General features: G+C 28.2%; 22 protein-coding genes. 4 read left to right on the top strand and 18 right to left on the bottom strand.

Translation table 11 applies throughout. From position 1 onward, the window contains the following. Positions 1-14: 14 nt before the first annotated feature. From KEC48_RS00730 to KEC48_RS00715, 4 genes are read right to left on the bottom strand one after another with little or no spacing between them, the layout of a single operon-like run. A complete protein-coding gene (locus KEC48_RS00730) occupies positions 15-1061 on the bottom strand; it encodes a glycosyltransferase (RefSeq protein WP_087358572.1) in 1047 nt (348 codons plus the stop codon). After that, positions 1061-2176 (bottom strand): glycosyltransferase family 2 protein, encoded by a 1116-nt coding sequence (locus KEC48_RS00725; protein WP_211963761.1) that lies wholly within the window; start codon positions 2174-2176, stop codon positions 1061-1063. Before KEC48_RS00725 ends, KEC48_RS00730 begins: the two co-directional genes overlap by 1 nt. Beyond that, positions 2173-3294 (bottom strand): UDP-galactopyranose mutase, encoded by a 1122-nt coding sequence (gene glf, locus KEC48_RS00720; RefSeq protein WP_349291042.1) that lies wholly within the window; start codon positions 3292-3294, stop codon positions 2173-2175. The genes KEC48_RS00725 and glf overlap by 4 nt, the downstream gene beginning before the upstream one ends. 14 nt (positions 3295-3308) lie before the next feature. Next, a complete protein-coding gene (locus KEC48_RS00715; protein ID WP_211963759.1) occupies positions 3309-4340 on the bottom strand; it encodes an acyltransferase family protein in 1032 nt (343 codons plus the stop codon). A 254-nt stretch (positions 4341-4594) separates the two neighbouring features. On the opposite strand from KEC48_RS00715, the gene KEC48_RS00710 reads away from it, so the two are divergent. Then, positions 4595-5761 carry a nucleotide sugar dehydrogenase gene (locus KEC48_RS00710; protein ID WP_211963757.1) on the top strand — a complete coding sequence of 389 codons (1167 nt, stop codon included), beginning with the start codon at positions 4595-4597 and terminating at the stop codon, positions 5759-5761. Positions 5762-5775: 14 nt separating this feature from the next. Here the strand turns inward: KEC48_RS00710 and KEC48_RS00705 are convergent, their stop codons facing one another. The 12 genes from KEC48_RS00705 to KEC48_RS00650 all read right to left on the bottom strand — a co-directional run bounded on the left by KEC48_RS00705 (position 5776) and on the right by KEC48_RS00650 (position 19980). Continuing rightward, positions 5776-6936 (bottom strand): CDP-glycerol glycerophosphotransferase family protein, encoded by a 1161-nt coding sequence (locus KEC48_RS00705; protein ID WP_087935634.1) that lies wholly within the window; start codon positions 6934-6936, stop codon positions 5776-5778. Between the two features lie 24 nt (positions 6937-6960). After that, positions 6961-7992 (bottom strand): acyltransferase family protein, encoded by a 1032-nt coding sequence (locus KEC48_RS00700; RefSeq protein ID WP_211963755.1) that lies wholly within the window; start codon positions 7990-7992, stop codon positions 6961-6963. Between the two features lie 11 nt (positions 7993-8003). Further along, complete coding sequence (locus KEC48_RS00695) at positions 8004-9017, bottom strand: acyltransferase family protein (protein ID WP_211963753.1); 1014 nt, start codon at positions 9015-9017, stop codon at positions 8004-8006. Between the two features lie 39 nt (positions 9018-9056). Next, the gene (locus KEC48_RS00690; RefSeq protein WP_211963751.1) at positions 9057-11681 is read right to left on the bottom strand and encodes a glycosyltransferase; all 2625 of its coding nucleotides are present in this window, start codon (positions 11679-11681) and stop codon (positions 9057-9059) included. A gap of 133 nt (positions 11682-11814) precedes the next feature. Then, positions 11815-12831, bottom strand: coding sequence for a zinc-binding dehydrogenase (locus KEC48_RS00685; RefSeq protein ID WP_087305096.1), 1017 nt, complete (start codon positions 12829-12831; stop codon positions 11815-11817). Then, positions 12831-13538, bottom strand: coding sequence for a 2-C-methyl-D-erythritol 4-phosphate cytidylyltransferase (locus KEC48_RS00680; RefSeq protein WP_087305097.1), 708 nt, complete (start codon positions 13536-13538; stop codon positions 12831-12833). Before KEC48_RS00680 ends, KEC48_RS00685 begins: the two co-directional genes overlap by 1 nt. Positions 13539-13651: 113 nt before the next feature. Continuing rightward, on the bottom strand, positions 13652-15775 hold the full coding sequence (locus KEC48_RS00675) for a glycosyltransferase (RefSeq protein WP_211963750.1): 2124 nt from the start codon (positions 15773-15775) through the stop codon (positions 13652-13654). A 106-nt stretch (positions 15776-15881) separates the two neighbouring features. Further along, positions 15882-16694, bottom strand: a complete 813-nt coding sequence (locus KEC48_RS00670; protein WP_087304020.1) for an ATP-binding cassette domain-containing protein — start codon at positions 16692-16694, stop codon at positions 15882-15884. Positions 16695-16704: 10 nt separating this feature from the next. Next, the gene (locus KEC48_RS00665) at positions 16705-17517 is read right to left on the bottom strand and encodes an ABC transporter permease (protein WP_087304021.1); all 813 of its coding nucleotides are present in this window, start codon (positions 17515-17517) and stop codon (positions 16705-16707) included. Between the two features lie 105 nt (positions 17518-17622). After that, positions 17623-18255 carry an orotate phosphoribosyltransferase gene (pyrE, locus tag KEC48_RS00660; protein WP_087304079.1) on the bottom strand — a complete coding sequence of 211 codons (633 nt, stop codon included), beginning with the start codon at positions 18253-18255 and terminating at the stop codon, positions 17623-17625. A 6-nt stretch (positions 18256-18261) separates the two neighbouring features. Further along, positions 18262-18972 carry an orotidine-5'-phosphate decarboxylase gene (gene pyrF / locus KEC48_RS00655; RefSeq protein WP_087304022.1) on the bottom strand — a complete coding sequence of 237 codons (711 nt, stop codon included), beginning with the start codon at positions 18970-18972 and terminating at the stop codon, positions 18262-18264. 81 nt (positions 18973-19053) lie between these two features. After that, entirely contained in the window at positions 19054-19980 is a 927-nt protein-coding gene (locus KEC48_RS00650; RefSeq protein ID WP_211963749.1) for a hypothetical protein, read from the bottom strand. 190 nt (positions 19981-20170) lie between these two features. On the opposite strand from KEC48_RS00650, the gene KEC48_RS00645 reads away from it, so the two are divergent. The 3 genes from KEC48_RS00645 (at position 20171) to KEC48_RS00630 (ending at position 24471) form a co-directional block, all read left to right on the top strand. Further along, positions 20171-21754: a polysaccharide biosynthesis protein gene (locus KEC48_RS00645; protein ID WP_211963744.1), complete on the top strand. Its 1584-nt coding sequence runs from the start codon at positions 20171-20173 to the stop codon at positions 21752-21754. Positions 21755-22586: 832 nt separating this feature from the next. Next, positions 22587-23783 (top strand): ATP-binding protein, encoded by a 1197-nt coding sequence (locus tag KEC48_RS00635; RefSeq protein WP_205089295.1) that lies wholly within the window; start codon positions 22587-22589, stop codon positions 23781-23783. Between the two features lies 1 nt (position 23784). Continuing rightward, positions 23785-24471, top strand: coding sequence for an RloB family protein (locus tag KEC48_RS00630; RefSeq protein ID WP_205089296.1), 687 nt, complete (start codon positions 23785-23787; stop codon positions 24469-24471). Positions 24472-24575: 104 nt separating this feature from the next. Here KEC48_RS00630 and fabZ read toward each other — a convergent pair whose 3' ends face one another. After that, positions 24576-25007 carry a 3-hydroxyacyl-ACP dehydratase FabZ gene (gene fabZ, locus KEC48_RS00625; protein ID WP_087304026.1) on the bottom strand — a complete coding sequence of 144 codons (432 nt, stop codon included), beginning with the start codon at positions 25005-25007 and terminating at the stop codon, positions 24576-24578. A 2-nt stretch (positions 25008-25009) separates the two neighbouring features. Further along, positions 25010-26248: a beta-ketoacyl-ACP synthase II gene (gene fabF / locus KEC48_RS00620; RefSeq protein ID WP_211963742.1), complete on the bottom strand. Its 1239-nt coding sequence runs from the start codon at positions 26246-26248 to the stop codon at positions 25010-25012. Positions 26249-26257 lie beyond the last annotated feature (9 nt).

The following is a 26257-nucleotide window of genomic DNA, read 5'->3' as shown; positions in this document are numbered from 1 at the left end:
CCTTTTCATCTTCTTTAAATATGCAATATTTTCTTTACATTTCTAATACGTCTTTTGATGAAATTTTTTGTTTTTCGAATACGTGCACTTGTATTCATCCATTTATAAGCAGCTTTAGGATTTTCAATAATACGTGTTATTTTTTGCCATTCTAACTTCGTAAAATCTTCTTCACGCATTTCTTTTAAGTTCATCGCTTCTTTAAATTCTTTTGAAAGTTGATATAAATATTCTAGACGGAATTCTTTTGCGATACGTCCATAATTCCAAAAATAATTTCTGACACGTTTTAAGGAATATTCATAAATAAAGTATTCTTTTAACTGTGGATTTCTATCTAAAAATTCATGAATAAATTGATATTCTTCATTCATACAATAGACTTTTGATTTACTGTTTACAGAAGAATTAGGATTATCTCGACGATTCATATAATATGGTCTATTCACAAAATACATTCTTTCAGCCCATGCAAACGTTTGAAACCAGAATCCATTATCTTGAAACGAAGCTCCCGGTGTTGTATTATGTCTAATATGATATTTTTCAAGCATTTCTCGTTTATAAATCCCACTCCATGTATTGAGAATATATCGAAAAACTTGTGGATGCTCTTTAGGATTAACAATCTGGTTATAACCTGTTCCATCTTTAGATAACTGATTATAAGTTGCTATAAGAGTTCCATTCTTATATACAAAACGATAGAAATCAGCTTTAATCACATCGAGATCATTTTCATGAGCAATTTTATATAAGTCTTCATACATATGTAAGTCTACATAATCATCTGGCTCAACAATTCCAACATATTCTCCTGTTGCCTTATCAAGACCATCATTCATTCCTTTACCATAACCTTCATTTTGCTTATCAATAATCACAATACGATTATCTTTTTGAGCATAATCTTGAATTATTTTTAATGAATTATCTGTTGAACCATCATTAACACAAATAATTTCTATATCCTTTAAAGTCTGATGAACAATACTTTCCATACATTCAACTAAATATTGTTCAACATTATAAATAGGTACAATAATTGATACTTTAGCCATTATTTCTTTCTCCTTTTCAACCATTTCTTTATGTGCAATGGAATAAACAATACAATCTTTCCTACTTTATATGTCTTAGAATTTTTAATTCGTTTAGCTCCATCATCACTTTTTTGTTTTGCCTTTTTTCTTAATTTAAAAAATTGTTCATACACATATTCATCACAATCATAAGATTGAACATCGAAAACACGTTTTGCATAATTGGTTGATAAAAAACCAACTGGATATTGTTCAAGATGAAGTGAAGGAATGATTTCATGCTTGATCAGTTCATAGACTTTCTTATAAGCATCTCCTTCAATAGTATCAAGATTCCAAAAACTAAAATGTACATACCAATTCACAAAAGACTTTTCAACCTCATGATATTTACCGATACGTTCCAATTCTTGTTTCAAAGCATTCGCTGCCAAATAAAAACAATTCCATGATTTTTCCCTTGTTACGGAAAGCGATAAAGAATCATTGACACGATGATGAATTAAAAGTTCATTTAATGCATAAATTTTTTTTGCTTTAACAAGTGAAGAAAAAACAAAAAACAAATCATTCGATGTTCTCAAATTTTGAAAAGATAATTTCTCATCAATAATAAACTGTCTTCGATAAAGTTTATCCCATGCCCATCCTACACAAAAATGAAAAACATTGTCCGAGATATCTTTATAAGTAAATGGATTACATGGAATTTCGTGAAAACGTAAAGCATAATCCATTGATAAATACTGGTGAGAAGAAGCATCATATTTATTTCCTCTAAAAATACATATATCAACATCATGTTTCACACTATTTATATAAGCTTTTTCTAACATTTCAGCTTCATAAAAATCATCTGCATCAAGAAAAGATACATATTCACCAGTCGCATATTCCATACCTTTATTTCTTGCAACTGCAGCTCCCTGATTATTTTGATAAACATAATGAATTCTTGAATCTTCTAAAGCAGCCTGTGATATAATTTGAGCTGATTCATCTGTTGAACCATCATCTACACAAATGATTTCTATGTCTTTTAAAGTTTGATTCATAACATCATAAAGACATTTCTTAAATGCTTGACCTCCATTATAAACCGGTATAATCACCGAAACTTTAATATCACTCATCCTTTACACCTCAATGATATCATTTCCTTTTTTACACATTTTAATGCTTCTTCAATAACATGATGCATATCAAAATATTTATACATACCTAATCTGCCTCCAAAGATAACCTTATCTTCCTTCTGTGCCAATGCTTTGTATTTTTCATATAAAGTATTGTTCTTTTCATCATTCATTGGATAATAAGGTTCATCACCTTTATGCCATGAAGCTGGATATTCTTTTGTAATCACTGTTTTAGGTTGTGTTCCATATTCAAAATGCTTATGTTCTATAATTCTTGTATAAGGTACTTCATATTCGTTATAGTTGACAACGGCATTTCCTTGATAGTTATCTGTATCTAAAATTTCTTCTTCAAATCTTAAACTACGATACTCCAGTTCTCCATAACAATAGTCATAATACTGATCGATCATTCCCGTAAAGACTATCTTATCTGCTATTTCTTCTAACTCTTTTCTATGCTCAAAGAAATCATAGTTCAGTTTAACATCTATACCTTCAAGCATTTTTTCAATAATTTGTGTATATCCTCCAATTGGTATGCCCTGATATAAATCGTTAAAATAGTTATTATCATATGTAAATCTAACCGGTAATCTCTTGATAATAAATGAAGGCAACTCGTTACATGGTCGACCCCATTGTTTTTGTGTATAACCTTTAACAAGCTTTTCATAGATATCCTTTCCAACTAATGAAATAGCCTGTTCTTCAAGATTTTGAGGTTCAGTAATTCCTGATTCTTTAATCTGTTCATCAATCTTTTCCTTAGCCTGTTCAGGTGTGACAACACCCCATAACTTATTGAAAGTATTCATATTAAAAGGCATGTTGTAGATTTCACCTTTATAATTGGCAATAGGTGAATTTGTGTATCTATTAAACTGTGCAAACTGCTGAATATAATCCCAAACTTCTTTATTTGAAGTATGGAAAATATGAGCACCATATTTATGTACATGAATACCTTCAACTTCTTGAGTATAAACATTTCCACCAACATGACTTCTTTTATCAATAACAAGACATGTCTTTCCTTTCTTATTAGCTTCACAGGCAAAGATGCTGCCAAACAATCCACTTCCTACTATTAAATAATCGTACTTCATCATTCTCATCCTTTCTTTTATTTAGGTACGCTATTTTTAATCATTGGTATTTTTTGCATCGTTTTTATAATCATAGAACAAATAATCATAATCACAAATGGTCCTATAATACGATATACGACTTGACGTTGTGAAATGGGTAATATAGTCAAAATCATTTGAATAATATACCAATGAATTAGATATGTTCCAAATGTCACATTTTTAAAGTAAGAACTTATTTTTTCCAAAATATTCATTATTGATTTATTTGGAAAATATTTAAAGAAAACAAAAATAGCTGAAGAATAAAGCACTGATGGTGCATTCGTATATCCTTTCCATAAACGACTGACTTCACCTATTTGATAAGAAGCATACCACGTTCCTAACCAGTGAGCTAAAAACCCTAAAATTCCTAATACATAAATCATCATTCTTTGTTTTTTAGATAATTCATAATGATCAACATAATAACCAATTAATACAAAAATAATATGATTCATTCCAACCGGAAATTGTAAAGAACCATTATAAGGAATATCTATCAATTTAAAGACTAATGGTAATAAAGAAACTGTCATAAAAGAAATAATAATCATATATCCAAAAATATTTTGTTGTTGATTTTCTTCAATTGAAGATAGAACAGGTATACTTAAATAAACTGCAAATAATGGAATAAAATACCAGTAAACAGTGACTACATTGCCATTCATGAAAGTATCAACAATCATCTTTAAACTGATATCTTCCAAAGCTATTCTTCGATATGCCAACATAAATAGTATTCCTATTATTGACCATATGACATATGGAATAACAACTTTATGAATACGTTTTTGAAAATATTTTTTTGTAGAATACCTTTTTCGATAATTTAATAATGTCGCACCTGTTATCATAAAGAAGACAGGAACAGCAAAATACATGATACTTTCAATAAAATTAGCTAATATCCAATAATCTTCATAACCAAAATCCCAAAAACAGTGATTAACATGTAAGAAAATAACAGCAAAACATGATAGAACACTTAAGACTTGAAGATAGGTCTTACGTTTGAGCATAAAATTCACCTTCTTGACATTATATCAGTAATATACTCTTTTTTGTGCTTTTGAAACTACCAAATCAAATTAAGTTTATGTTAATGGTATGTTAAAAGCAAATCATCTTTTCACATTTATTCTTTGACTATTTTAAACTTCATTTCTAGAATAAAGTATTAAATTAAGTTTTTGTAAAGTCATGTTAAAGTCTTGTTAAAAGCCTTTACAAAGATTTTTAATTGTTTAAACTAAAAAAAGAAAAGAGGTAGATTATGAAAATTACAGTTGCTGGATTGGGATATGTTGGTTTAAGTCTTGCTTGTCTACTCGCTCAAAAATATGAAGTGACAGCTATAGATATTGTTCCCGAAAAAATTAAACTCATTAAAAATAAAAAATCTCCAATTAAAGATCAAGAAATTGAAGACTTTTTAGCTCATAAGGAGCTTCATTTAACGCCAACCTGTATAGGTAAAGAGGCATATCAAGATGCTGACTACGTCATTGTAGCTGCTCCAACAAATTATGATGATGAATCTCATCAATTTGATACAAGTGCTGTAGAATCTGTCATTACAGAAATCATGAAATATAATGATTATGCAACCATCATCATTAAATCAACAATTCCTGTTGGTTATACAAAAAGTATCAATGAGAGATTCCATACTGATCGTATTATCTTTTCCCCTGAATTTTTAAGAGAAGGAAAAGCATTGTACGATAATCTATATCCTTCACGTATTATTGTAGGAGAAAATAGTTCACGTGCTCATGTTTTTGCATCAATGCTTAAAGAATGTGCTATGAAGCAAGATATTCCATTACTATTCACAAACCCTACAGAAGCTGAAGCTATAAAGCTTTTTGCAAATACGTATCTTGCTTTAAGAGTCGCTTATTTTAATGAACTAGATACTTATTGTGAAATTAAGAATCTGAATACGAAACAAATTATTGAAGGTGTTTGTTTAGATCCACGTATTGGAATGCATTATAATAATCCTTCTTTTGGATATGGAGGATATTGCTTACCTAAAGATACAAAACAATTAAAAGCAAATTATGAAGGTGTTCCAAATGATATTATCAAATCTATTGTAGATTCTAATATGACAAGAAAAAAACATATTGTACAAATGATTTTAGACAAACATCCTCATACTGTCGGTGTTTATCGTTTAACGATGAAAGCGAATAGCGATAACTTTAGAGCAAGTGCTATTTTAGATATTATGAATATGATTAAAAAACAAGGAATTGAGATTATTATTTATGAACCTACTTTAAATCAAGATAGCTATGAAGATATGAAACTTGTTAATGATTTAGAAGCATTCAAAACACAAAGTGATATTATCTTAGCAAATCGTTATACTCATGAAATTGATGAAGTCATTGAGAAAGTTTACACAAGAGATTTATATTTTAGAGATTAAAAAAGGAGTCTTGCTTATGCTGACTCCTTAAAAATCCATTCACATGATTTTTTTGTAGATTGCCCATCACAGGCACTTAAAAACTTTTGATAAAAAACCTGTCGTTTTTCATCATACATTTCTCTCTTTTGAATATCTTCTATTAATTGAGAAGTCGTTGTTGCAATGGCTCCATAGACATAGTCATAAAAATCAAAATAAAGCCCTCTGCCACCATAACCTGTATATTCATCTAAATCATAAGCAAAATAAATAATAGGTTTATGTGTAAAATAGTAATCAAAAATAACAGATGAATAATCAGTAATTAAAATATCACTAACAATCAACAAATCATTAATATCACGATAATTAGAAAAATCTTTATAAAAATGATTGTATTGTGATAAATCTGGCATTTCTACATATCCTCTTTGAATATTATTATACAATGCAGGATGCCATTTTAATATACATATATAGTCTTCATGGAATGTTTCATATATTTGTTGAAAATCAATTTTAGAAAAATCATAAGTTGCTTTAGAAACAGGAGCACCTCTATAAGTAGGTGCAAATAAAATGATTTTTTTCCCTTGATAACGTGGATGTCGTTGATAAAAACTTTTTTTTATATTTTCTTTATATTGATCATTAAAAAACATATCTGTGCGGGGAAAACCAGTCGCCTTTATTTGAGAGATATCCATATGAAAAGCTTCAGCATAGCAACTTCTAATATCATCACTACTGACAATAGCTTTTGTGTAAGTACGATATCCTTTATGAATGGGACCCACATCCTCTCCAGTATTTGATCTGGACCACCCAAACTTTTTAAAAGCACCTGCTCCATGCCATAATTGAACAACTTCTTGATTTTTACGAACCTTTAAATAATTACATTCTCTAGACAAATCATCTAAAAGAATATAATGTGATGTACTTAAATGATATATTAATTTAATTTTTTTTATAAATCCTCTCTTATCTCTATGATCACCTTTTAAAGCAATAATTTTTTTATACTGACAATCATCGAGATACTCGTATACACATTCCAGATTTCCACCCATGACCTTTCTGACATCTGATAAAAATGTCACTTTATTTTTTTGAAGTGGAAAAATTAAAATGAATATCCTGTTTAAGATAATGCATATTAATATTTTTATTTTTCTTTTAATTTTCTTCATACTCTCACACTTCCTTTAACACAGTTATTTCCATATCTTATTTTTTAAATAACCTGAAAAAATATTAGTATAATGCGCAAAAATCACTGTAATAACAAAACACAAACTCAAATACAGATAGGAATCATATTGTTCAATATGAAAAGATTGCAATAAAATCATTGGAATTCTTTGAAGAATATATATCCAAAATAAATGATTTCCAAACCACTTTAACAATTGGCTTTGAAAAGATATCTTAAATGATAATAAAACAATAGAAAGGCAAAATAATATTGAAACAAAATTAAACATCATTAATCTTGTGTATCTATATTGAAAGAAATAAATATACATAAATACTATTAACAAAGTTACTATATAATAGATTTTTTGATTTCTACTAAAAAAGCAATCTATCTTTTCTTTAAAATAAGAATACCACATACCAGCAACATAACACAAATATGTACTACTCCAATAATTATCTCTCAATAAAGACATAATATATATATAGCATAAAGATAATATTGTAATAAGCAAAATAGATAAAAATCTTTTATTTTTCAACATTTTAAAACATATATATGTAACAATGTATAAAGTAAATATAGCAAACATATACCAAGCACTATTACCAATACTTGTCCAACCAGTAAAAGATAACAAAATAGTAGAAATTGAATAATTCTTCCCTATAATAAGATCAATAATTAAAAACAATATAATAGCTAAAGCAAAATCAAAAAAAGTTTTACCTATACGATTTTTAGGCAATAAATCAATGTATTTTTGCCCCCTATACTTAATAGATTCATATATGCCATAACCTGAATAAAACAAAAACAATGCTACCATCAATTGTCCAAAATAATTCAGTATTTGAATAACAAAAATATCACCAGCACCATTAAAATCTACATAAGTTCTTACATGACTTAAAAATACAATAATAACAAAAATTCCCTTTATAGCCTGTGTATATTCTTTTGAAAGATATTTACTATCTAAATTTGGAAAACAAAATTTGCAGGAACAAATCATGATAAAACATAAAAATACTAAAAATATAATCATTTTCATTCTCCTTATATAATCCATTTCTTTACAATAGGTATATGTGATAAAACAAACGCAAATAACAGACAAATAATAACTACTATCATGGATATTAGTGGTACTGATACCCACTCATTCAAAGATAAAGAATTTATTCTTAAATTATTATCTAAAAAATTTATAACAAAAGGATGAAATAAGTAAATAAATAGAGTATAACGTGATATTTTTATAATAATATTTCTTTTATGATTCATAAAACTATCAACTTTAAATTTAAGAAAAATTATCATAAGAATTATAGCTTGAATTGCAGGAAACACTGTTTGATTATTATATAAGAAAGAAATTGGCTCATTCGTCCACCATGAAATTCCTAACGTTAAAATAATTCCCAATAACTCAATAAGCAAAAACACCGATAATAATATTTTCATTTTAATATGTATCCATTTCTCTCTGGTCATCTTAATATAGTACCCTATCAAAAAATATCCACAATAAATACTAATATTTAAAGAAAAACTAGTTAAAAATTCATTAAAAATTTCAGGTAAAAAAGGAACTGTTTCTACTGTCATCTTCAATATTCCCATAATAAAAACTAAGTAACAAGTATATTTAAGATATTTTCCATCTTCATAATGAGCTATACACCATAATAAAGGAATCATTATATATACACTTATAAGTGCAGGTAAATACCACAAATGAAATTCTGACTGCAGTATTTCGTATATTAATGTTTCAAATGATATATCAGTGAAATCAACACGAAATACTGCATATAAAAAAGACCATACAAAATACAAAATTATTATTTTCAATATATTTCTCTTATATAATTGATTGATAGAAATCATATAACCTTTAGATAAAAACAAATAACCACTAATCATAAAGAATAAAGGAACACAACTTCGAACCGCACTATCATATGCATTAAATACAAACCATTCCATACTATGTACATTGACTAATCGCCAATTTTGTCCAGAAACATGAAGAAAAATAACCATAAAACAAGAACATATTCTAAGCAAATCTATATTTATATCTCTCGAACTCATTTTACTAATAACCTAAATATCAATGATGCTATTATATATTGTTTCCGCCGGATTATCTGAAACAGTAAAAAATTCCTGCATACGTGTACAGTAAGGTTCTGCAACAATATATTTATGTTCAATAATGTTCTTTATTTCTTTAATCATCTGATTACTATTAAAACAAAGTGGACCAAAAGCATTTTCATATTTCAAATCTAATGAACGATAAGAATGTAAACCTGCTTTAAATTCCTTAGAATCAGGCAAAAAGTAAACAATAGGTCTTACTAATTGAATATAGTCAAATTGATAAGAAGAAAAATCTGTTATAAATATTTTATATTCATCTAAACTATGCTTTTCAAAATTAAAATTTACTCTTTCATTTTTATCTAAATCAAAATACTTTTGATATGGTTTAAAGATTGGATGCAATTGAAAATCTAAATACAAATCATTATCCTCTAATATTTCTTTTAGATCTTTTGAATTTAAAAATTGATAAATTTGATTATAAAAATCAGAAGCAAGAAATTCTTGAGTCTTTAGTGCTCTACGATTATTAACTAGTTGTCCTATTAAATACTGTCTCCAAGAAGGAGCAAAAAGAATTTTATTTTTCGTATTTCCTTGGTTAAACTTTGTCATTCTTGGCATACCTGAAATAATAAAATCATTATCCAAGTAATCATAATTCTGTTTCAAATTTTCTTTTTCAAAATTTGATGATATAACAAATTTATCAATTTCAGTAAACTCTTTTGCATACAAATTTTGTAATGTAGCATGTAATATTCCATGTTGAAGATAAATTAATTCATAGTGTGTAACATCACTATACCATGCAAACTCTTTAAACGGTGAATAGATAGATAATGAGCTAAAAGAAATAAATATTTTACTACTTTTTAAAAATAAATCCTTATGTTTTTTTGATTTATAACGTACTATATTTTCTTGTTGCTCTAATGTAAATTTACTCAGTAAATCACTGTTATCTCCGTCCATGATATAATAACGTTCAATTCCATCATTTTTTACAAAATCATGGATAAATTGAAAATATCCATTATCTAATACTCCTGCTGAATCATAATATAACCATATTTTTCTGTTAGTTTTGGCTTTCAATCTAAAATATTGTATAGCAAATATATGTTTTCTAGGATAAAACCACATTGTTCTTAAAATATCAAAAATATCTTTAATTAAATTTTGTTGCGAAACCTTAAAACTATGATTGCTATATGACAATCTAGTTCCATTGATTGTTATAGCATTTCTATGGAATTTCTTAACAAATCCAGAGAACTTAATATAAATCGGTTTAAAAGTCAAATCATATCCATTAATATGAATGTAGAAAGAGAATTTTTTTACTTTTGTAGGATCAAATGTATATGTAAAAGGGAAAGTATGTGCAGTTTTCATTTTTGTATTTCTAAAAGGAACATTTGACACATCTAATGAATATCTTTCTTCAAATTTTTCTCCATTTTTATAGATACCACGAACTATATATTCATTAACGGGAGTTAATTCTAAAAGTGGTGATTCAAACGATGCAAATATAGATATTTCATGATTACAAGGTCTTACTTTATAAAGATAGCAATCAATTGTTTGATCTTCATACATAGTAATATCTTGACAAAAAATCTTATATCCATCATTGTTAATATTATAAGAAACAAATTCACCCTTCTGCGTTAAAAAATATAATTTTACATATTTATCACAATTTGAATGATTGATAATAACATCATTGTCAATTTGCTTTAAAATATTTTTAATTCTTTCTTTTGCACTATCAAACAACTCACTTTCATAATGATATGGCAATAACATATCACTTTTGACACGCCAATTAAAAGTATTAATAATGAGAGTTTGAACATACTTTGGAACAACTCCATTTTTACTATATCGTGATAATAAGCATTCATTATATGTCATAATATCTTCAAAGCAATAATAAGGATTATTTCGAGTCTGAGAAACACTGGCTCCATGTCTTCTATAGAAATACTTTGCTTTCTCTACAAATCCAATCTTATTTTTTTTCATTAACAATGCAGTATCAAAATTTTGATCTTCAGATAATTTCATAGTAGTATCATACAATTGATTATTCGCAAATTCATTTTTAAACATTATATTCACAGTAGATTGATTTAAATGCGGATATTGATTTAAATCATATATTCCAGTTCCTTTATCATAGTTTTTTGAACTGTAACGTCCATGTAATGATATTTTACCATTACGATCCCAATAAATTGGATATGTAATTAAATCCACTTCATTATAATGTTTATCAAAGAAATCTACTAAATTTTTAATACTTTTCTTATCTAGATAATCATCTGAATCAAGAAGCATTATATATTTTCCACGTGCTCTTTGAATACCAATATTTCGTGTATCTGAAACTCCAGAATTATCTTTACAGATATAAGTAATATTTGCATATTTTTTAGAAAGATTTTCACAAATATTTCCACTTTGATCCTTTGAGCCATCATTTATTAATAATACTTCAATCTTAGAAACATCCATCTTTTGATTTTCAATTGATAGTACACATTCTTCTATATAATCTTGTGTATTATATACTGGTATAATAACTGTAACTAGATATTTAAAGTCACTCACTTTTAAATCCTCCTTATGTTATGAGATTACATATTTACATCTATAAATACTTTTTAAAAATGAACATATGTTCTTAAATTATGATATTTGATATATAATTCTATAAAAATAAAGACAAGATAAAAATCTTGTCTTAAATGTCCCATTTCATAACTGTTTTGAAATCATTATTTAAATCATCTTCAAAAGCTTTATGCATATCTTTTATGGATTGAACAACAACTTCTTCTGAGATAATTGTAGAAAGATATTCACAAACATCTGGATAAGTTTCCATTAATTCGACAGATTTCTTAAAATCATCATAATTGCTGCGACTATTACCTAAAAGTGTCAAACCTTTTTCTAAAACCATTCTTGTATTAATCCCTACCGGTGTTTCACTTACTCCCATAAGTGAAATCGTACCTTGAGGCTGAATATAATCAATGATTTGATTGATTGCAGCTTCACTTCCTCGTCCACCAACACACTCAAATGCATGATCAACTTTTAAGTCACTTGGAATATTATTAATCAAGTATGTATCATCTACAAATGAAAAATAAGCCATCTTATGTTCTTCAACACCAAATACAATAATTTTTGTGTCAGGATAAGTTTTCTTTAGAACTAATGCAGAAATAAATCCTAAATTTCCATTTCCCCATATACCAATAACATTTTTTCGTTCATTAGAAATTTTTTTAAAATTTTCCACCGCATTCATGACAACACTTGTTAATTCAAGCAAAACTGCTACTCTAGGTTCCATTTTAAAAGGTATAATCAAATCCCTACGCATACTTACAACATTTTGCATAAAACCATCAAAACCACTGGCTCTAAATTGACTAGAACGTAAATAATTTTCCTTAATGATATCATCTTTCTCCATAGGTGTATTGGGTATCATTACTACATTAGTCCCAACTTTATATTCACCCTTTGGATCATAAACAACTTCACCAACTGACTCATGAATCAATGCCATAGGTAATTTTTGCTTCATTATCACTCGTCCACGACTTCCAGTATAATATCTTTGATCTGCCGCACAAATAGAAAGATAAGTTGGTCTAACAATAATATTCTCATCATCCATTTTTAAATCAACAAAATCTGCACGAATTTGTTTAGGAGCTATTAATCTATACGCTTGATTAATCATTATTTGTCACCTTCCACTAAACCATTAGCGACTTTTAAATCATGCTGAGTTGTGATTTTCATATTGTAAACTTCACCTCTTACAAGATGAACTGGTGTACCCTTAATAACTAGTGCTTTACATGCATCAGTTAAGATGTTTTTTTCATCATCTGTTAATGATAAGAATAAATCTTTTAATAATTTGATATTAAATGATTGTGGTGTCTGTCCCTGATACATCTCACTTCTAATTGGAATATCAGTTATCACTTTTCCATCAACAGAGTGAACAATCGTATCAAAAGCTTCAACAACTGTATCTACAGCACCATATTCCAAAGCACCATCAATATTATCATCAATAATTCTCTGTGTTAAAAATGGTCTAACAGCATCATGTGTAATAATGATATCATCATCATTTAATCCTATGTTTTCTTCTATATATCGAATACCATTCATAATAGTATCATTACGCGTAGATCCACCTGCAACAACAATAACTTTATCAGATTTGACTTCATACTTTTTTAGTGTATCTTTTGTATAAGACATCCATTGTTCAGGACAACAAATAAGAATTTTTTCAATTCTTTTATTTAAAATAAACTGCTCAACTGTATGGATAAATATAGGCTTATGTCCTAATTTTAAAAACTGTTTAGGTAATTCTGTATTACCCATTCTTGTTCCTTTTCCACCAGCTAAAATTTCTGCATAAATCATATTTTTTTCCTCCATTTAGTACAACACATTTCATATTTTAACCTTTAAACTATTTAAAGTCAATCACTATTAAAAATATATTAAATTAAGGTTAAGCACATATTAATTTATATTCATTTTATACGTATATGCCTTTTAATGTATTTAATCCAAGTAGAAGGTTTTAATCGATTAATTGATTTTTTTAATTGCTTGTTTTCTGTTCGTAATTCTTTAATGATTAACCCACGTTCATATTTTTCATCAAATGTTTGCTGTAATCTTTGTTGTTTAAATATAAGTTCACTTTTCACATAACCAGGTGTACTTACTAAAATTCTAAAATCATTTTTTTCAGTAAAATCCAATCCAAGATATGAACTTTTCTCTGCATCATCTAAACGTGCAAATATATCTCTTGCATTTGTTAGTATGCGTAATAACCAATCAAATATTATTTGATTTTCACTTTTATATATCCAATCTAAATCTTGAATAAATTGATAAACATCTTTAAAAGCAATATAATACCCATAAACATTTTGAAAGTTTTCTTTTTTTGTCATTATAGAATTTTCACGATATCTTCGATGAAAATAATCCTTATGTATATAACCGACTTTTTTAGCAGTTATTAAATTAATTGTTGTAAAGGCATTATCTTCATGTAGAACTCCTTCATGGAAAAGAACATGTTGATTTAATATATGTTGTCGTTTATTGAATTGTAGACAAGCAGAAACCCTATATTCATCATTTTCATTCATCTTTCTAAAAAGTTCTATACCCATACATACTTTTGGATATGAGAACTTTCTATGATATTGGTCAAGAATTTTTTCGTTTAGTTTAAAATCATCAGCAAAGCAAGATGCATCAAAGTACACAGAATCCAAATTTTCTTTCATTGAAAAATCATATAATTCTTTTAAAGCATTATAGTCAAGAATATCATCACTGTCCATGAAATAAACATATTCACCTTTTGCTTCCTTAAATCCGTGATTTCTAGATGCAGATAACCCCATATTTCTTTGTACAAGCATCGTTATTCTATCATCATAAGTTGCATATGACTCAACAATTTTTTTACAATGATCTGGTGAACCATCAATAACACAAATAATCTCAATGTTCTTCAATGATTGATTAACAATACTTTCCAGACATGCAGGTAAATATTTTTCTACATCATATATAGGAATAATAACTGATACAAAGGGTTGTTGATGTAAATCTGCTTTAATAGTAACTTCATATTCATCACAAATCTGTTTATTCTTCTCCATAATTTGATACTCTTTATATATACAATTATATCCCCTAACACTATTATAATCACGTTTATTTAAGTAAAAGTCTTCTGGATAATTTAAGAGATTCATATCTGAAAACTTGTTGTCTTGTAATGCATAGATAATTTCTTTTTTGACCTTCTCATCATGAATTGAATTCATACAATATACTGTAGATGATAATGCTACCTTTACAAAAGAACGTTCTACTTCATGATAAATTCCTCTTTTGTTCAATTCATCATAAATAGCTCTATAGGCATCAATAAAACATAACGGATTTTTTTCTTTATGGCTTTGTGTATTTTGAAGTAACCCTATACGATAATTAACAAGTTTAGTATCAATCCATGTAATTCTATCAGCAATAGCCATTGCACTTATTGTAAAATAAGCATCATTTGTATTTGCTAAATTTTGAAAAAGCAATTTTTCTTCTAAGATAAATTTTTTTAAAAAACATTTTGTCCAGGGAGCCGGATTAGATAGAGTCAATATATCATCTGGAAAATCATGTCTATTAAATATTTCTTTATCTTTTAGTATTTCATTACGTAAATAATAAGTAACTTCATCATACTCCTTTGTTAATTGATGATATTTTCTGGCATCAAACAAAATAATTTGTGCTTGTGTCTTTTTCCCTTGCTCATATATTTTCTCTAACATATCTTTCTCAAAAAAGTCATCAGCGTCCAAAAATAATAAGTATTCTCCTTTTGCACAAGATATTCCTTTATTTCTAGCAGTTCCAGCGAACTGATGTTGCTGATTTAAAACCGTGATTCGTGTATCAAGAAGTTGATATTTTTTTAAAATATCTAATGAATTGTCACTTGAACCATCATCAATACAAATAATTTCAAATTCTGTAAAAGTTTGTCTTAATAAACTATCTAAACATTCTTTCAAATAATCTTCAACATTATAGACTGGAATAATAATTGATATTTTTACATCCATTTGCATACTCCTTTCCTATTATCTAAAATAAATATTCTATATGAACTTATCATTAAACAAATGTTAATACAATATTAAAAAAACCTCAGTACGTCAGTACTAAGGTTTATAAATGAAAAATACGATCAAAAAGACTAGGTTTATAATCTTTTAATAATCTTTTATTAAATTTATCATCACGTTCTTTTTTCTTATCTTCATTTGACAATGCATTGTAGTAATCGACATATTCAGCATAATGGTCACAAACCTCATCAATATCACCATACTCTCTTAACATTCCACCCTCAATCCACATTGCTTTATTACAAAATGAGCGAACTTGTGGCAATGTATGTGATATAAAGATAATAGTCTTTCCCTCGTCTTTTAAATCATTCATACGATTAATACATTTTTGGGCAAATCCTTTATCCCCTACAGATAAAGCTTCATCAACAATTAAAATATCCGGATCCAAACATAAATTAATAGAAAAACCTAATCTAGACTTCATACCACTAGAATATTTTTTTACAGGCTGATATAAGAAATCACCAATTTCTGCAAATGCTATGACTCCATCTTTAATCTCTTGAATCCTTTTCTTAGAAAGTCCTAATAAAGCTCCTTTTAATTCTATATTTTCCATACCAGTTAATTGCATATTTAAGCCTGTATTAATGGCAATTAATGATTGTTCACCATTGACAATCATTTCTCCTTCATCAATTTCACTAATACCTGCCAGAATAATTGACATTGTTGATTTACCAGAACCATTAGTTCCCAAAACGCCTACAACTTCCCCTTTCGGTATTTTAAAATTAATATCTTTCAAAGCATAAAATCTCTGGTCTTCTTTATGTTTTTTATCTTTAGATTTTAAAGTGTATATTTTAGATACATGATTAAATTCTATTGCATATTCTTGATTCATCTTAACACCTCTACATCAAATCAATAAACTTATGTTTAAACTTATACATCATATAACTTCCTACAATAAGAAGCAAGATTGTAATACCCCAGAAAATTAATCCTTGATATCCAAACGATAACAATCCTTGATGAAAGAAAAAGCAATCTCGATATCCCTGTACAATATAATCAATAGGATTAAACTTCATTAACACCGACAGAATTCTATGTCCATCTAGTTTATGAGGGCTCCATAAAACTGGTGTTAAATAGAGTAATAAACGCATACAAGCTAAAATCAATTTTCGTGTATCTCTAGCTAACATATTTAAAACTGATGTTGTCATTGATAAAGAAATAGAAAAAATAACTGCGCAGAATAAATAATATAATAATCCAAACCAGTGAATATTTGGATAAAATCCAAATATTAAAAATAAAACAACTAAGATAATCATCAAACAAAGATGATTAAACAATTCTTTCATTACAACTGTTGCAGGTAAAATACTCACAGGAAATTTCATTTTTGTAATAACATCTCTTTTAGCATACACTGCATTACAGCCATTTGTAATACATGGAGAGATAAAAAACCAGACAACAATACCACCAAGTAACCAACATAAATATGGAATACCATCTTCATCTGAACGTCCTGGTAAAATAACTCCGAATACTAACCAATAAGTTAAAACTTGAATAGTTGGATTAGCAAAGTTCCAGAATAATCCCAATTTAGAATCCCTCATATCTGCTAATATTTCATATTTAGCAATTGAATATATTCTAAATAAGTTTGTAAAATTTTCTTTTAAGACATATCTCAAACTCTTGAACATATGTATCCTCCTTAAGACTCTCATAACCTCTATAGTTATACATTAAAAAGGGAGAAATTGCAACATTAATTACATTTCATCCCCTTTTTATCCTATTTTTTAACTTTACTTGCTCATCCAAGATTCATCATGAGGATCTTTTTTCCATGCTTTCAATTTTTCTAAATCAGCAGCTTCAATATACTCATGTTCAACTGCAACTTGAATTAAAGTATCATAGTTTGTAAGTGTATAAAAACTGCAATCCTTAGCAGCAAAGTTTTTCGCTGAATCTTCTAATCCATATGTAAAGATAGCAACCATTCCTAAAACTTCGCAGCCTGCTTCTCTTAAAGCATCTACACATTCTAATGATGAGCCACCTGTTGAAATCAAATCTTCAACAACTACAACTTTCATTCCCGGTTTCACTAATCCTTCAATACGATTATTTCTTCCATGTGATTTGGCTCCACCACGAACATATCCCATTGGTAAATCTAAAATGTCAGCCGCTAAAGCCGCATGTGCAATTCCGGCAGTCGCTGTTCCCATTAAACATTCACATTCTGGATAGTTTTCTTTAATAAGTTTTGCTAATCCTTGTTCAATATCTTTTCTGACTTCAGGATAAGATAATGTCAAACGATTATCACAATAAATAGGTGATTTAATACCTGATGCCCAAGTAAAAGGCTCATTTGGTCTTAAAAAGACTGCTTGAATACTTAATAAATCTTTTGCTATAGTTTTTTCCATCATTTTCTACTCTCCTTGAAATTGTTTATAAACTTCTTTATATGTTGCTACTGGATCAGCAGCGTTTGTAATTGTTCTTCCTACAACGATATAACTTGATGTTAATTCTCTTGCCATAGCTGGTGTTGTGACACGTTTTTGATCATTCACACTATCACTTGCAAGACGGATACCCGGTGTCACTGTTAAAAAGTCCATTCCTAAATTTTCATGAATAATCTTTGATTCTAAAGGTGAACAGACAACACCATCTAATCCAGCTTCTTTCGCATTTTGTGCCCATTTTAAAACAACCTTTTCTAATGGTTCATGAATCAAAAGTTCATCATCTAAAACTTTTTGGTCCAATGAAGTTAAACATGTCACAGCAATACATAAAGGTCGTTTTCCTCCATTAGCTCCTTCATTTAAACCATCAATTGCTGCTTTCATCATCGCAATGCTTCCTGAAGCATGAACATTAACCATATCTACATCTAATTTTGCTAATTGTTTCATCGCACTTTTGACAGTATTAGGAATGTCATGTAATTTTAAATCAAGAAATATTTTATGTCCTTTTTCTTTAATCATTTTAATCATTTCAATACCTTCACCATAAAATAATTCCATCCCAATTTTTACATACAATTTTTCATCTTCAAACTTATCTAAGAAATCTTTAACATCTTGCTTTGTTTGAAAATCTAATGCAATACAAATTCTACTATCGTTCATAATTCTCCTCCAAGACATATTTTTATATATTATAGCACAATATATAGATGTTAAAATAGACTTTTTTACATTTCATGAAGTTTAATTGATCATTTCAATATAATCATAATAATCTTGATCCCACATCTTCTGACTTTCTTGACTTATTGTTTGATTCTCTATTAAGTTATGTTCCTTTAAATACTCTCCTATATAAGCTGTTACTTTTTGTGCCCCATAATCATTAAGATGCATTCCTTCATCCCTTGTGTCTTTTTTCCAATTAATTAACTGATTATTTAAATTCAAATCCAAAAATGGAACACCCACTTCTTTTGATAAATCCATGATTGTATTATGTTTCTCCATCGTCCATGATCTCGCTGATGGAATCGTTATTAATAATAAAGGAATTTGCTTTTCTTTTAATAAACTCACAATTTTATAAAATATTTCTTGTCTATGTGGTTTTATATTAGCTCTTTTGATTGTTTTGATCATAAAATTTTTATTTTGCTTTCTTGCTTTTACTTTTGTTTTATATAAATAACCCTTTGTAGCCATCCTTGAAAGATAGTTATAATCATAATTATCATAGTTTTTAAATGATTGAGCTGAATATTTCTTCCAATTTGTATAATTTCTAGCTATAGGAAATAGATTCATCGGTGCATATTTTTGAGCTTTTTCATCATTAAAATCCTTTCCTGTAAACATTTCATCCATCTCCCATATAATTAATTGGGGGTGTTGAAACTCTAAAACATTTTTTAAAATATAATAAGCACGATTAGGATCTTGACTTGGTTCAGCAGCCACAAAAGACGTTATTTTATATTCATGCCACAATTGTAATGGATTAAAACCACTATATAAATTACTATTTCCAATAGCAATAACTGATAATTCATCATCAATCTTTCTTTTCGACTGTTCATTGACTTGATTTTGCATTCTTTGTAATTGTTTTTCTTCTTTTTTTTCTTGATAAAATCGATAACATCCGTAAATCGTAGATATCATTACCATAAATATTAAAAATATCTTTAAAAATTTTTTCAATACTTTTTCACCATTCCTTTCACTATCAGTATATTATACAATCAATGTGTAAAACCTATGAAAAAAATCATTTTATGTATAAATATATAAGTTTTTTTGCAATTATTGGAATTAATGTTATAATAAACAAAGAATTACTGGAAAGTGAGGTTTACCCATGTCACGTTCAATCGTTAAACAGGCATCTATACTTGCAATTGCAGGTATTTTCGTACGAATCATTGGAGCTTTATATAAAAGCCCCTTAACAGCATTAATTAGTGCTGAAGGTATTGGTTATTATTCAATGGCATATAATATTTATGCTTTAATATTACTCTTATCTTCTTATAGTATTCCAACAGCTATTTCAAAGTTAATTGCTGAAAAACTAGCTATTCATCAATATAATAATGTACAAAAGATTTTAAAATGTTCATTTATCTATATTTGTATTATTGGTGGTAGTGCTTCGATCATTGCCTATCTTTTAGCCCCTTTACTTGTTACAGGGTATTCTGTATTACCACTGAGAATCCTTTGTCCAACTATTTTCCTATCTGGTCTATTGGGTGTCTTTAGAGGTTATTTTCAGGCTCATCAGACAACTTTTTATACATCTGTTTCACAAATTATTGAACAGATTTTTAATGCAATTGTCGCCATTGGATGTGCTTATTTATTCATTAAGCCATTGATGGAAACAGGTGGCAGTGAAATGGCTGCTGCAGGTGCCGCTGGGGGAGCAGTTGGACCTGGTGTCGGTGTTCTGGTGGGTTTAATTTTTATGATGATTATGTATTTAAAGAATCGTAATCATTTAATTATTAAAGATACTCCTAATGATTATGAAGATTCTTATAAAGATATTTTCAAAATGATTATTCATATAGTCACACCTATTATCTTTGCAACATGTGTTTATAATCTTATTACTGTTATTGACCAATATATTTATTCTTTTATTATTGGAACTGATCCAACTTCAGCCTCTATGTGGGGTGTTTATTCTGGTCAATATATTGTTTTACAAAATGTTCCTGTGGCTTTAGCTTCTGCTATGTCAACAGCTTCCATTCCTGCTATTTCTTCATCATGGTCATTAAAAAATGCCCGTGAAACAAGGGAACATATTCGTTCAGGCATTCGTGTGACAATGCTGTTACTTATTCCGGCTGCTGTGGGTATGAGTGTCTTGGCTTATCCTATTATTGGCATCCTCTTTCCTCAAGAAGAAACAGTTGCTACTTCTACATTAATGTTGGCTTTAGGAAGTCCAGGTATTGTTTTCTTTGGTTTATCAACTTTAACTAATGGAATTTTACAAGCTCTTGGAGAAGTCAACACACCTTTAAAAAATGCTGCTACTGCTTTGATTTATCATTTAGTTATAACAACCCTTCTTTTGTGGTTTACACCTCTAGGACTCTATGCTTTGATGATAGCCAATTGTTTATACGGTTTACAAGTATGTTATTTAAATCAAAAAATGTTACGCAAAATCACACGTTATAGACAAGAAATAAAAAAGACATATCTATTACCTATTATTTCTTCTATCTTCATGGGTATTATTGTAGCCATTGTTTATTATGGTTTATTTGCTCTAACAAGAAAAGTTCTTATTCCATTAATACTTGCAGTGATTATAGGTGTTATTGTTTACTTTGTGATTATTTTCTATTTCTATTCAGATCATCCTCAAGAGCTTTCTTCTATTCCTTATGCTAATAAAATCATTTACAAGTTAAAAAAACATTAAACACAAACTATTGGAAAATCACCAATAGTTTTTTTAATCTACAAAATTATTCTATCTATATGCATTTTCAATGAAAATGTTTCAATTTTATCAAGGTGAAACAGTATAATCAATAAAACAAGTTTATCCATTTTACAAAACATTGATAGAGATGTTGCATTACTGATTGCAAAAACAGGAATATCTCCAAAATGAATACACTAAGAATCGTTTTAAATTCCTAAACACATGCAATGCTATTGAATGATGACATGAAATTATGGTATTTGAGTAATCTAACTATCTTTGACATATGGGAATATGAAAAAGCAACTGGTAATCCTCAAAATTCATTCTATCTAAGAGGTGATGAAATTAAATAAAGAATTGAGATTTTTTGCTTACTTACTTGAAAGTTATGCAAATTATAAAGTAACAAGTGCAGAAGAAGTTTTAAAACAACTGGATGAAAAAATTTAACTAATTTTGTTTATAACATGTATGAATAATATCATGTAGAAACTATTGAAAATGCTTATAAGGATATTGATAGCCTTATTGAAACAGGACAACCAGCATGGTAATAAATGCTACTCATGAAGTAATTTTAAAAATTGCTTTTTTATCATCTATCAAAATATATAATCTAAAGATTATTAATGTTTATCAATTAGACATTTGAAATAAAAATTTTGTCCCTAATTTCTATTGAAATATACTTTAAAAGAAAATCTATTTTATTTTAAGTATTTATATTTTTTAAAATATTAAAAACTAAAAATTGTGAATATTTCTCAAAAATATTGATATAATATTAAAAATAAAGTATTATATTTTTAGGAGATGAAGAATGATGCTTATTCAATTTATGCTAAAAAATGTTTTATCATTTAGAGAAGAAACCATTTTTGATATGACAGCAATTCATGCTTATAAGGAACATCCTTGTAATTTGATACAAACAACAACTCACGAAAGCCTTGTCAAAGTTGCCTCTATTTATGGGGCTAATGCCAGTGGGAAATCAAACCTTTATTACGCAATGAAATATTTTCAAAATATTATTTTAGAGTCATTCAATAATACGAGTGATGATAACTATACAACTCTAGAAAAGTATTATGCCCCTTTTTCTTTTGAAGAAACACAACACAATTCAGAATTTGAAATTATTTTATTATTAAATGATAATGAATATAAGTATGGATTTGAATACAATTCCCAACACATTGTCACAGAATGGTTATATCGAAAAAGTTTAAAAACAAATAGAACTATTACCATTTTAGAAAGATCAAATCAAAATATAAAGTTTGGTGCTTCTGTTAGAAAAGAATGTGATTTATATAAAAATCAAATTCCTCATGAAACCCTTGCTCTATCTTTTTTTAATAAATTAAATCTTGCGACAAATCAGTTTAAAACTGTATATTCTGGTATAAAAGATATTTTAATGGTCCCTACTGATCTTTGTGAAGATACTCAATTACTTGAAAAAATTCTTCCTAGTGTTATTGATGCTAATAAAAATGAATTCATTCACTATTTAAATGCTATTGATACAGGAATTAAAGATATAGAATATATAGAAAATGATAAAAATGTTTTATTTATCACATATCATAAAGGAAAAAATCAAAAAAAATATCCATTAAATCTTTACAATGAATCACAAGGTACAATTAAAAGTATTCTTTTGTATATTTATGCAAAAACTGCTTTTGCAATGCACAAAACAATTTTCATTGATGAACTCAATGTTAAATTACATCCATTGTTACTCAAATTCTTTATTGATTTGTTTTATGATCAAAACTCAAAAGCACAGCTTATTTATACAACTCATGATACAACATTAATGGACAAAAGATTTTTCAGACGAGATCAAATATGGTTTGTACAAAAAGATGAATATGGGTATTCTGAACTATCATCATTAGCTGACTTCAAAATAAGATCAGATGCTTCTTTTGAAAAAGATTATTTAGCTGGTGTCTATGGTGGTATTCCAACTTTTGAAGAATTTGATATGGAAGTTGGTGAATCATAATATGGGATCTGATGATTTATTCAAAAAAAGAAGAAAAGAAAGAGCCAAAAGAAAACATGATTATAAGCAGCCTAAAGCTAATTCTTTTTTAATTGTCACCGAAGGTAAGCAAACTGAACCATTATATTTCAAAGGAATACAAAAGCAAATAGAAGATAAAATTGGAGGTCATATCGATATCGTTGAAGCCCCTATTATCAATATTTGTGGTAGAGGCAGTTCTACAAGTAAGCTTATTGACATCACAGATGAAATTATAAAGAAAGCAAAAATTATTTATCAAAATGTATGGATTGTTTTTGATAAGGATGATTTTGAAGATTTCGATCAAGCTATTAGTAATGGTCAAAATAAAGGATATAAAATAGCCTGGAGTAATCAATCTTTTGAATACTGGCTCTATTTACATTTTGAATATAGTGATTCAGCACTTCATAGAAATGTTTGGAATAGTAAATTAAAAGAAATTTTTAAAGAATACAATCTAGGCGATGGTACTTATAGGAAAAATGATGAAAACATATATGCCATTGTTGATACTTTTGATGGAGTCAATACTGCTATTAAAAATAGTAAAAGAAGAATGGCTTCATTTCGTAAAAACATTGATAAACCTTCTGAATATGATCCAGGAACGACTGTATACCAACTCGTAGAAGAACTAAAGAAATACTTAGATGAATCATAGTCATCATCTATCTTAAATAAAAAGATAATTCTTTCATCTAAAGGTCAATAACTTTTATAAAACCATAAAAAACAGAAAGATGTCAAAATCTTTCTGCTTTTTTATTATTCACCTACAGCACACATAATTTCTCCTGTCACTGCAATTTCATCTTCTACTTTTGCTTGAATAGATGCAAAGTAAATACCACCTTTTTCTTTTGTCAAAGTGACAGTCATTGTTAAAACATCACCAGGAATAACCTGTTTTCTAAAACGTGCTTTATTAATTCCAGCAAAGAAAGCAATCTTTCCTTTATTTTCTTCTTTAGAAAGTAATAAGACACATCCTGTTTGTGCTAATGCTTCAATAATAAGAACACCTGGCATGACATGTTTTTCAGGGAAATGCCCTAAAAATTGCATTTCATTTGCAGTCACACATTTTTTCCCAACAATTGTTTTTCCATCTTCACTAATACTTTCAATACAATCAACAAGTAAAAATGGATAACGATGGGGAATAATTTTTTGAATATCATTAGAATTATATAACATGACTAATCCTCCCATTTTTTAAAGATTAATGATGCATTATGTCCACCAAAACCTAAAGAGTTATTCATAGCATAATGAATATCTTGTTTTCTACCAACATTTGCAACAATATCCAAATCACATTCTTCATCTTTATTTTGATAATGAATTGTAGCTGGAATATATCCATCTTGTAATGCTTTGACACAGATAACAGATTCTAATGCACCACTGGCACCTAATAAATGCCCTGTATAAGATTTTGTAGATGACATAGCTAAATGATAAGCATCATCACCAAAAGCATATTTGACAGCTGTTGTTTCTGTTTTATCATTTAATGGTGTTGATGTTCCATGTGCATTAATATAATCAATATCTGATGGTTGTAAAGAAGCATCAGCCAAAGCACGTTTCATAGCTTCTCCACCACCACTTCCATCTGCTAATGGAGCTGTAATATGATGTGCATCACATGTTGAACCATAACCAACAACTTCGCCATAAATTGTCGCATGTCTATCTAATGCATGTTGTAATTCTTCTAATACTAAAACAGCTGCACCTTCACCCATGACAAAACCACTACGATCTTTATCAAATGGAATAGAAGCACGGTTTTTATCTTCACCTGTGTGTAAAGCCTTCATGGAAGCAAATCCAGCAACTGATAAAGGAGTAATAGAGGCTTCACTTCCTCCAGCAACCATAATATCTTCATAACCATCTCTAATTTTATGGAAAGCTTCTCCAATCGCATTTGTTCCTGCAGCACAAGCAGTAACAACAGAAGAAACATATCCTTTTGCTCCTAAATCAATCGCAACATTTCCAGCAGCTTCATTAATTAAAGTCATAGGAATAAAGTATGGTGATACTTTTGATGGTCCTCTATTTAATAAACTTTGTTCTGCCTTTTCAATAGATTCAATACCACCAATACCACTAGCAATAATCACTCCAAAACGTTGACTATCAATGGATTCTAAATCTAATTTTGCATTTTCAACGGCTTGTTTAGAAACAATTCTAGCAAATTGAGTAAAACGATCATTAAATTTTAATTCTCTTTTTGTAAAATATTGTTCTAAATCAAGATTTTTTACTTCACCAGCTAATTTCACTTTATAATCTGTTGTATCAAAATGAGTAATTTCATCTATTCCACAGACTTGATTTAAAATACCATCCCATGTTTCTTCAACTGTATTTCCAATTGGTGATACAGCACCCATACCTGTAACGACAACTCTTCTTTTCATCATTTGTCC

The sequence above is a fragment of the Clostridium sp. C1 genome, assembly GCF_018223625.1.
GTDB lineage: Bacteria > Bacillota_I > Bacilli_A > Erysipelotrichales > Coprobacillaceae > Allocoprobacillus.
The sequence above is the reverse complement of the archived record's forward strand: the minus strand, read 5'-3'. Positions and strand labels throughout refer to the sequence as shown.

Coding starts and splice junctions, on each gene's coding strand:
- KEC48_RS00675 (WP_211963750.1), bottom strand. CDS start 15,775: ATGGATGTAAAAATATCAATTATTATTCCAGTCTATAATGTTGAAGAT.
- KEC48_RS00710 (WP_211963757.1), top strand. CDS start 4,595: ATGAAAATTACAGTTGCTGGATTGGGATATGTTGGTTTAAGTCTTGCT.
- KEC48_RS00685 (WP_087305096.1), bottom strand. CDS start 12,831: ATGATTAATCAAGCGTATAGATTAATAGCTCCTAAACAAATTCGTGCA.
- KEC48_RS00670 (WP_087304020.1), bottom strand. CDS start 16,694: ATGAATCAAGAATATGCAATAGAATTTAATCATGTATCTAAAATATAC.
- KEC48_RS00700 (WP_211963755.1), bottom strand. CDS start 7,992: ATGATTATATTTTTAGTATTTTTATGTTTTATCATGATTTGTTCCTGC.
- fabZ (WP_087304026.1), bottom strand. CDS start 25,007: ATGTTATATAATTCTAATGATATTCAAAAAATTATTCCCCATCGTTAT.
- pyrE (WP_087304079.1), bottom strand. CDS start 18,255: ATGGAAAAAACTATAGCAAAAGATTTATTAAGTATTCAAGCAGTCTTT.
- KEC48_RS00680 (WP_087305097.1), bottom strand. CDS start 13,538: ATGATTTATGCAGAAATTTTAGCTGGTGGAAAAGGAACAAGAATGGGT.
- glf (WP_349291042.1), bottom strand. CDS start 3,294: ATGATGAAGTACGATTATTTAATAGTAGGAAGTGGATTGTTTGGCAGC.
- KEC48_RS00635 (WP_205089295.1), top strand. CDS start 22,587: ATGCTTATTCAATTTATGCTAAAAAATGTTTTATCATTTAGAGAAGAA.
- pyrF (WP_087304022.1), bottom strand. CDS start 18,972: ATGAACGATAGTAGAATTTGTATTGCATTAGATTTTCAAACAAAGCAA.
- KEC48_RS00715 (WP_211963759.1), bottom strand. CDS start 4,340: ATGCTCAAACGTAAGACCTATCTTCAAGTCTTAAGTGTTCTATCATGT.
- KEC48_RS00705 (WP_087935634.1), bottom strand. CDS start 6,936: ATGAAGAAAATTAAAAGAAAAATAAAAATATTAATATGCATTATCTTA.
- KEC48_RS00665 (WP_087304021.1), bottom strand. CDS start 17,517: ATGTTCAAGAGTTTGAGATATGTCTTAAAAGAAAATTTTACAAACTTA.
- fabF (WP_211963742.1), bottom strand. CDS start 26,248: ATGAAAAGAAGAGTTGTCGTTACAGGTATGGGTGCTGTATCACCAATT.
- KEC48_RS00730 (WP_087358572.1), bottom strand. CDS start 1,061: ATGGCTAAAGTATCAATTATTGTACCTATTTATAATGTTGAACAATAT.
- KEC48_RS00650 (WP_211963749.1), bottom strand. CDS start 19,980: ATGGTAATGATATCTACGATTTACGGATGTTATCGATTTTATCAAGAA.
- KEC48_RS00630 (WP_205089296.1), top strand. CDS start 23,785: ATGGGATCTGATGATTTATTCAAAAAAAGAAGAAAAGAAAGAGCCAAA.
- KEC48_RS00725 (WP_211963761.1), bottom strand. CDS start 2,176: ATGAGTGATATTAAAGTTTCGGTGATTATACCGGTTTATAATGGAGGT.
- KEC48_RS00645 (WP_211963744.1), top strand. CDS start 20,171: ATGTCACGTTCAATCGTTAAACAGGCATCTATACTTGCAATTGCAGGT.